At 67.2% G+C, this 6,910-nt stretch carries 6 protein-coding genes; 5 read left to right on the top strand and 1 reads right to left on the bottom strand.

Translation table 11 applies throughout. The annotated features are described in order from the left end of the window. Positions 1-449 precede the first annotated feature (449 nt). From PSO31014_RS19450 to PSO31014_RS19430, 5 genes are all read left to right on the top strand, one after another. The gene (locus PSO31014_RS19450) at positions 450-1,919 is read left to right on the top strand and encodes a hypothetical protein (protein ID WP_150553116.1); all 1,470 of its coding nucleotides are present in this window, start codon (positions 450-452) and stop codon (positions 1,917-1,919) included. A 144-nt stretch (positions 1,920-2,063) separates the two neighbouring features. After that, entirely contained in the window at positions 2,064-2,969 is a 906-nt protein-coding gene (locus PSO31014_RS19445) for a phosphoribosylaminoimidazolesuccinocarboxamide synthase (RefSeq protein WP_246176872.1), read from the top strand. Between the two features lie 16 nt (positions 2,970-2,985). Then, positions 2,986-3,492 carry a 5-(carboxyamino)imidazole ribonucleotide mutase gene (gene purE, locus PSO31014_RS19440; protein WP_150553115.1) on the top strand — a complete coding sequence of 169 codons (507 nt, stop codon included), beginning with the start codon at positions 2,986-2,988 and terminating at the stop codon, positions 3,490-3,492. A 41-nt stretch (positions 3,493-3,533) separates the two neighbouring features. Continuing rightward, positions 3,534-4,727, top strand: coding sequence for a 5-(carboxyamino)imidazole ribonucleotide synthase (locus tag PSO31014_RS19435; RefSeq protein WP_150553114.1), 1,194 nt, complete (start codon positions 3,534-3,536; stop codon positions 4,725-4,727). Positions 4,728-4,730: 3 nt separating this feature from the next. Further along, positions 4,731-5,792 carry an L-threonylcarbamoyladenylate synthase gene (locus tag PSO31014_RS19430; RefSeq protein ID WP_150553113.1) on the top strand — a complete coding sequence of 354 codons (1,062 nt, stop codon included), beginning with the start codon at positions 4,731-4,733 and terminating at the stop codon, positions 5,790-5,792. Positions 5,793-5,835: 43 nt separating this feature from the next. On the opposite strand, the gene PSO31014_RS19425 is transcribed toward PSO31014_RS19430, so the two are convergent. Beyond that, a complete protein-coding gene (locus PSO31014_RS19425) occupies positions 5,836-6,774 on the bottom strand; it encodes a sterol desaturase family protein (RefSeq protein WP_150553112.1) in 939 nt (312 codons plus the stop codon). Positions 6,775-6,910: the final 136 nt, after the last annotated feature.

Below are 6,910 nucleotides of genomic sequence, written 5' to 3'. Positions count from 1 at the left end.
CGGCAGCCGGCGGCGCGGCCGCGTGCGGCGCCGCCGTTTGCGCCCGCACGGGCAGGCTCGCGAGCGCCAGCACGGCGGCGAGGGTTGCGACGCATTGCCCTGCACGGGTCGGCCAGACAGGTCCGGGTGTCGATGTGATCGTCATGGCAGCGCCTTGGTTCAGGTGAACGCTTCCATTCTAGGCAACATCCGGCGCGGAGACAGGCGGGGAGGGCGCCCGCATTGCGACGGTGCAAAACGACAGCGATCCGCCGATTCCTGAAGTCCGGTGCGACATCGCGTGGCAGTCTCCGGTGCCCCCCGCCAATCCGCCCATGCCAATGATGGGCCAGCCGGAGATATCGATGCCATTGAATCGCCTTCCCAAGACCGTCGCTTGGTGCCTGGGGCTATCCAGTTCCGAGGAGGCGTCTCGGCCGCCGTCGCGGCGTTCGTCCATGGCGAGGACGATGACCTCCGCCGCGAATCGGGCAGCGTCCTCGCGCGTGCCGCAACGCGGCGCCGATGTGACCGGCGAGGCCCATGCCCCCACACCTGATTCGGTACCCGGGCCGTCGGTGCGCACGACATCCATGCGGTCGATGGCCGCCGACTGGCAGGCTCGCCCGACGCCAACGGTCGATACGCCCGCGCCGATCGCGCTCTGGGGGGCGGATGACCCGGCGCCCGAGTGGGCGAGCGGGGAAGGGGCAGACCCGTGGGTCGAGGCCTATGGCGTGAATACGTCGACGCTCATCCGTGTGGACGGCAAATGTACGCGCTTCGGCCTGATCGAATTGGGCGGGCATCGATTCATCGTGGGCCCGACCGCGACGCCGGCAGAGGCCTCGGTGCTCACCCGCATGCTCAAGACACATCCGCAGATCGGCGCGATTTTCTGCGTCGAGCCGGGCGCCATGCAGGTTCGTAACGCGCCGATCGACACGACGAGTGCCCCGGGCTACCACGAGCGCCCGATTGACGGATACATCCTGAGCGTGATGGACGGCGCGCGAGGCGCACGCGGGTCTGCTGCGCCGCAAGCGTCGCCCGTCGGCCTCGACGGCGGACTGTCGCATGTGCAGTTCATGGAGTTCACGGGCATGGAGCGATTCGACGCACAGATTCCCCGCGAGGTGCTATGGCGTGCCGGTCGGGGCGTGGCAACGTTCATGCGAGAGAACCCGGGCAAGATCGCGCTCGTGTGCTCGGAGCGTGGCATTGCGCGTCCGGGCGCCGTGGCGGCCAGCGCGGCGTTGCAACTCCGGTGCGGTGACGCGCACGTGCGTAACGATCTGGCGGCACAAGTGATCGCGCAGCGTTCGGAGGCGAGCGACCATCATATCAACGTCGCCTCGCGCAGCTTCGATCTCATTGCGGAATTTGCCCGATTGCTCGACATGCTTCGCAGCCCGGGGCGAGGGGAGCCGCGCTGGGAGCGCAAAGTGCATCTGCTCCGGCAGCGGCTGCCGGAACTGACCGCCGCGCGCGGCGCCGCCATCGACTGGCAGACCGACGCCGGACGTCGCCGTGCAGCCGATATTCTGGAAGCGAACTTCGACCGCGTCGCCCCGTTGCTCGCCTCGGGCGGCTTGCCGGCCGGCATGGCGTTGCTCTGGCTGCGAGACGAAATCCATGTCCTGAGCGGTGTGCGATTCCTGAGTCCGAGCTATGTCGACGGGCACATCGACCGGATCTCGCAGGACGATATCGACCCGGACAGCCCGGACGCCGTGCGCCTGGTGTCGTTCGACGATTACGGGCTGACGTGCGACAACAAGTATTACGAAGCCTCGTCGGTGGCCGGCTGGTATCGGGCGTGCCTGCGTCAAGACGGCTATTTGACGAACCCGATCTCGCGGGTGCCGGTGGTCGCCTTGCTGATCCACGAGGCGGAAAAAGCGCGGCTGGAACTTCGGTTCCGTCACCCGCAGCGGTAAGGGGGAGCGCGTCGGGGGGAGCCGGCGCTGCGCATTGAAGCGAGGGTGAAGGGGCCCGGTGCCACGCCGGACCCACATCTTCGTGAAACGCCGCCCGACGCGCGTATAATTACGCCTTTGCCCTTCCTGATATTGGGTCCCGCCGTGACTACCCCCGCTCCGAACGCCCTGTACGAATCCTCCCTCAAGAGCCTGCCGCTGCTCTCGCGCGGCAAAGTGCGCGACAACTACGCCGTCGGCGACGACAAGCTGCTGATCGTGACGACGGACCGCCTCTCGGCGTTCGACGTGATCATGGGCGAGCCGATTCCGGGCAAGGGCCGCGTGCTCAACCAGATGGCCAACTTCTGGTTCGACAAGCTCGCGCACGTCGTGCCGAATCACCTGACGGGCGTGGCGCCGGAGACGGTCGTCTCAAGCGACGAAGCCGCCCAGGTCGCCGGCCGTGCGGTCGTGGTCAAGCGCCTCAAGCCGATCCTCGTGGAAGCGGTGGTGCGCGGCTATCTGGCCGGCAGCGGCTGGAAGGACTACCAGGCAACGGGCGCCGTGTGCGGCGTGACGTTGCCCGCCGGTCTGCAGAACGCGCAGCAACTTCCCGAGCCGATCTTCACCCCGGCGGCCAAGGCCGAGCTGGGCGAGCACGACGAGAACATCAGCTTCGACGAGATGGTGAGTCGTATCGGCCGTGAACTGGCTGAGCAAATTCGCGAGATCTCGATTCGTCTGTACAAGGAAGCGGCGGCCTATGCGGCCACGCGCGGCATCATCATCGCCGACACGAAGTTTGAATTCGGTCTGGACGACGATGGCAAGCTGCACTTGATGGACGAAGCGCTGACGGCCGATTCGTCGCGCTTCTGGCCGGCCGATTCGTACGTCGTGGGCAGCAACCCGCCGTCGTTCGACAAGCAATTCGTGCGCGACTGGCTCGAGACGCAGACGTGGGGCAAGACGCCGCCCGCCCCGAAGCTGCCGGACGAAGTGGTCGAGAAAACGGCCGCCAAGTACCGCGAGGCGCTCGAGCGCCTGACCGGTCAGCAACTGGCCTGAGCGGGACGTTGACGACATGAGCGAGAAACAAGCCGTGGCCCCGCGCGTTGGCGTGGTGATGGGGTCCAACTCGGACTGGGAAGTGATGAAGAACGCGGCCGCCGTGCTGGCCGAGTTCGGTGTGCCGTATGAGGCACAGGTCGTCTCCGCGCACCGTATGCCGGACGACATGTTCCGCTACGCCGAAGCCGCGCGCGAGCGCGGACTCGTCGCGATCATCGCGGGTGCGGGCGGTGCCGCGCATCTGCCGGGCATGATCGCTGCCAAGACGTCCGTGCCCGTGCTGGGTGTGCCGGTGCCGAGCAAGTATCTGCGCGGCGAAGATTCGCTGCTCTCGATCGTGCAGATGCCCAAGGGCGTGCCCGTCGCCACGTTCGCCATTGGCGAGGCGGGCGCGGCCAACGCGGCATTGTTTGCCGTCGCGATGTTGGCGGCCGACGACAAGACGCTCGCCGGCAAGCTCGACGCGTTCCGTGCGAAGCAGACCGAAGCGGCGCGCGGCATGACCCTGCCCACGCTGTAAAAGAACAACACGTCCCTGCTACTGTCAGCGCCTCAACCAAGATGAATTCTGCCTCTGCTGCGCCCGTCCTTCCCGGCCAATGGCTGGGTATGCTGGGCGGCGGCCAACTCGGCCGCATGTTCTGTTTTGCCGCTCAGTCGATGGGCTACAAGGTCTGCGTGCTGGACCCGGATCCGCGCTGTCCCGCTGGTGCCGTGGCCGATCGCCTGATCGTGGCCGATTATCGCGACGAGTCGGCGCTCGCCGAATTGGCGTCGCTGTGCCCGGCCGTGTCGACCGAGTTCGAAAACGTGCCGGCGCAGTCGCTCGACTTCCTCGCCACGTCCACGACCGTGAGCCCCGCGGGGCGCTGTGTCGCGATCGCGCAGGACCGGGTGGCGGAAAAGCGCTTCATCGAAAGTTGCGGCGTGCCCGTGGCCCCGCATCTGGTCATCGAATCGAACGAGGCGCTCGCGGTCATCGGCGATGCGGCCATCGAACGCGTGCTGCCGGGCATTTTGAAGACAGCGCGTCTGGGTTATGACGGCAAGGGCCAGGTGCGCGTGAATACGGTCGCCGAGGCCCGCGACGCTTATACGGCGCTCGGCGGCGTGCCCTGCGTGCTGGAGAAGCGTCTGGCGCTGGCCTTCGAGGTGTCGGTGCTGAGCGCCCGTGGCGCGGACGGCGCAGTCGCCACCTATCCGCTCGCCCAGAACGTGCACATCGACGGCATTCTCGCGACCACGACGGTGCCCGCGCCCGACGCCGCGCCGGCGCTGGCCGATGCCGCACGCGCCGCGGCCGCCAGGATCGCGTCGCAAATGGATTACGTCGGCGTGCTGTGCGTCGAGTTCTTCATTCTCAAGGACGGCTCGCTCGTCGCCAACGAAATGGCGCCGCGTCCGCACAACAGCGGGCATTACACGATCGACGCCTGTGCGGCCAGCCAGTTCGAGCAACAGGTGCGTGCGATGGCCGGGCTGCCGCTCGGCGAGACGCGTCAGCACTCGCCCGCGGTGATGCTCAACGTGCTGGGCGACGTCTGGTTCGAAGGCGAGGCCAAGGATCGGCCGCGCCCGCCCGCGTGGGCGGACGTGGTGGCGCTGCCCTCGGCGCGCCTGCATCTGTATGGCAAGGAAGACGCCCGTGTCGGCCGCAAGATGGGCCACATCACGTTTGCCGGCGCGTCGCTGGACGAAGCGCGCAAAGCGTGCGTGACGGCGGCGGCGAGCCTCGACATCCCGCTGGAAGACTGAGCGATGACGTCGCCTCAAGCGCCGCACATCGTCATGCCGCCGGCAGACGCGATCACGAAGGCCGCCGAACAACTGGCGGCCGGTGAGCTGGTCGCATTCCCGACGGAAACGGTCTACGGCCTTGGCGGCGACGCGGAAAATCCGACGGCCATCGCGGCCATCTATGCCGCGAAAGGCCGTCCGGCGAATCATCCGGTCATCGTGCACGTCTCCCCTGAAGGGGACCCCGGCTACTGGAGCGACGATGTCACGCCCGCCGCCCGCAAGCTGATGGATGCCTTCTGGCCCGGCCCGCTCACGTTGATTCTCAAGCGCGCGCCGCATATCCCCGATGCCGTGTCCGGCGGGCAGGATTCGGTGGGGCTGCGTTGCCCGTCGCATCCCGTGGCGCAGGCGTTGCTGCGCGAGTTTGCCCGGATCAAGGGCGGCCCCCGGGGACAAGGCGGTGTGGCCGCCCCTTCGGCCAATCGTTTCGGTCAGGTCAGTCCGACGGCGGCGCAGCACGTGCGCGACGAGTTCGCCGGACTGCCCGGTGTGACCATCCATGTGCTCGATGGCGGTGAAGCCGCCGTGGGGATCGAGTCGACGATCGTGGATCTGTCGCGCGGCTTCCCCGCGTTGCTGCGCCCCGGACATATCACGCCCGAGCAGATTGCCGAGGTGCTTGGCGAGATGCCGCGTCTGCCGGGGCAGGACGCCGACGCGCCGCGGGCCTCGGGCACGCTCAAGGCGCATTACGCCCCACGCACACCGTTGTACCTGTGCGATGCCGATCAATTCGCACCCGCGCTGGCGATGCGTCCCGGGGGCGAGCGCGTGGCGGTGGTGGCCTTCGCGTCAACGCTTGCTAAGCTGCCCGCCGACGCGTCGGCGTCGGCCGATATCGTGAAGGTTGTGCTACCGGCCACGCCCGCCGCGCTCGCGACCGACCTTTACGCGATGTTGCGCCGGCTCGACCGCGCCAATGTCACGCATATCCTGTTTGAGCGTCTGCCGGACACCCCGGCATGGGCGGCGGTCGGTGACCGCCTGGGCCGCGCAGCAGCGGCGTTCGAGCGCACATAACGCGCAGTGGCGGGCTGGCGAGGCGATCGCGCCTCGTCAACGATCAAGGCGTGTGGCGCGACGCCCCAACGTCCCCAACATTTCCCAGATTTCCCGATAATCCGCCGGCCGATGGCGTGACCGTCTGTCCTGCCGCGACTTGTGCCGCCTGCCACGCGCGTCGCCACTCGGGCGGCCCGAACAGCGCCATTGCCTTGTTGCGCCAACCCGGCATCGTGAGCGCGTCGCGCGCCATCGCCTGCCATTCGTGAAAGGTCAGCGTGATCGGATTGTGCGTGCGGATCGGATCGACGATGCCGAATTCACACGGCTCGGCCTCGCTTTCTTCCACGTAAGACCCGAACATCCGATCCCAGACGACCAGCACCCCCGCATAGTTGCGGTCGATATAGCGCGGATTGCGCGCGTGATGGGCCCGGTGAATCGACGGCGTGTTCAGCACGTATTCCAGCCAGCCCAGTTTTGGAATCGCCTGGGTGTGTACGAAGAACTGGAACGCGAGGTTGAGCAAGACCACGCCGACGATCTGTATCGGCGTGAAGCCGACGAGCGCCATCGGCGTCCAGAACAGCCACATGCCCGCGACCGGATACATCAGACTTTGCCGGAAGGCCGTCGACAGGTTGAGCCGCTCCGACGAGTGGTGCACGACGTGTGCCGCCCACAGCCAGCGGATTCGGTGACTGGCGCGATGAAACACGTAGTAGAGAAAGTCCTGCACGATGAAGAGCAGCGCGAAGCCGAGCCACCCGCCCGGCATCGTGTAGAGGCGGTGATGGTCGTAGAGCCACGCGTAAAACGGCACGATGAGCAGCCAGGCCAGCTTGTCCGCACCCTGGTGCATGAGCGCGAGCGTGGCGTTGCTGACCGTGTCCTTCAGGCTGTACATGCCGGGGCGGCGGCGCCGCCAGTACCAGGCTTCGATGCCGATGCACAGCACGAACACCGGCGCGAGCGCCAGCAGGATCAACTCGACGTTCATGACCTCGCGTCTCCTCACGATGGGGTCATCGGAATCGGTGCCCCGGCGTCTTGGCGACGGTGGCACCGATGGAACGTCTATTCTGACGCGAATGGCATGCGACAGCGCGGCGGTTAGAGGGAAACGTCAAATGCGC

The sequence above is a fragment of the Pandoraea soli genome, assembly GCF_902459595.1.
Taxonomy (GTDB): domain Bacteria; phylum Pseudomonadota; class Gammaproteobacteria; order Burkholderiales; family Burkholderiaceae; genus Pandoraea; species Pandoraea cepalis.
This window is presented reverse-complemented; position numbering and strand designations above follow the sequence as displayed.

Excerpts from the sequence above, each read along its gene's own strand:
- PSO31014_RS19435 (WP_150553114.1), top strand. The coding sequence starts at position 3,534 with ATGAATTCTGCCTCTGCTGCGCCCGTCCTTCCCGGCCAATGGCTGGGT.
- PSO31014_RS19425 (WP_150553112.1), bottom strand. The coding sequence starts at position 6,774 with ATGAACGTCGAGTTGATCCTGCTGGCGCTCGCGCCGGTGTTCGTGCTG.
- PSO31014_RS19450 (WP_150553116.1), top strand. The coding sequence starts at position 450 with ATGACCTCCGCCGCGAATCGGGCAGCGTCCTCGCGCGTGCCGCAACGC.
- PSO31014_RS19430 (WP_150553113.1), top strand. The coding sequence starts at position 4,731 with ATGACGTCGCCTCAAGCGCCGCACATCGTCATGCCGCCGGCAGACGCG.
- purE (WP_150553115.1), top strand. The coding sequence starts at position 2,986 with ATGAGCGAGAAACAAGCCGTGGCCCCGCGCGTTGGCGTGGTGATGGGG.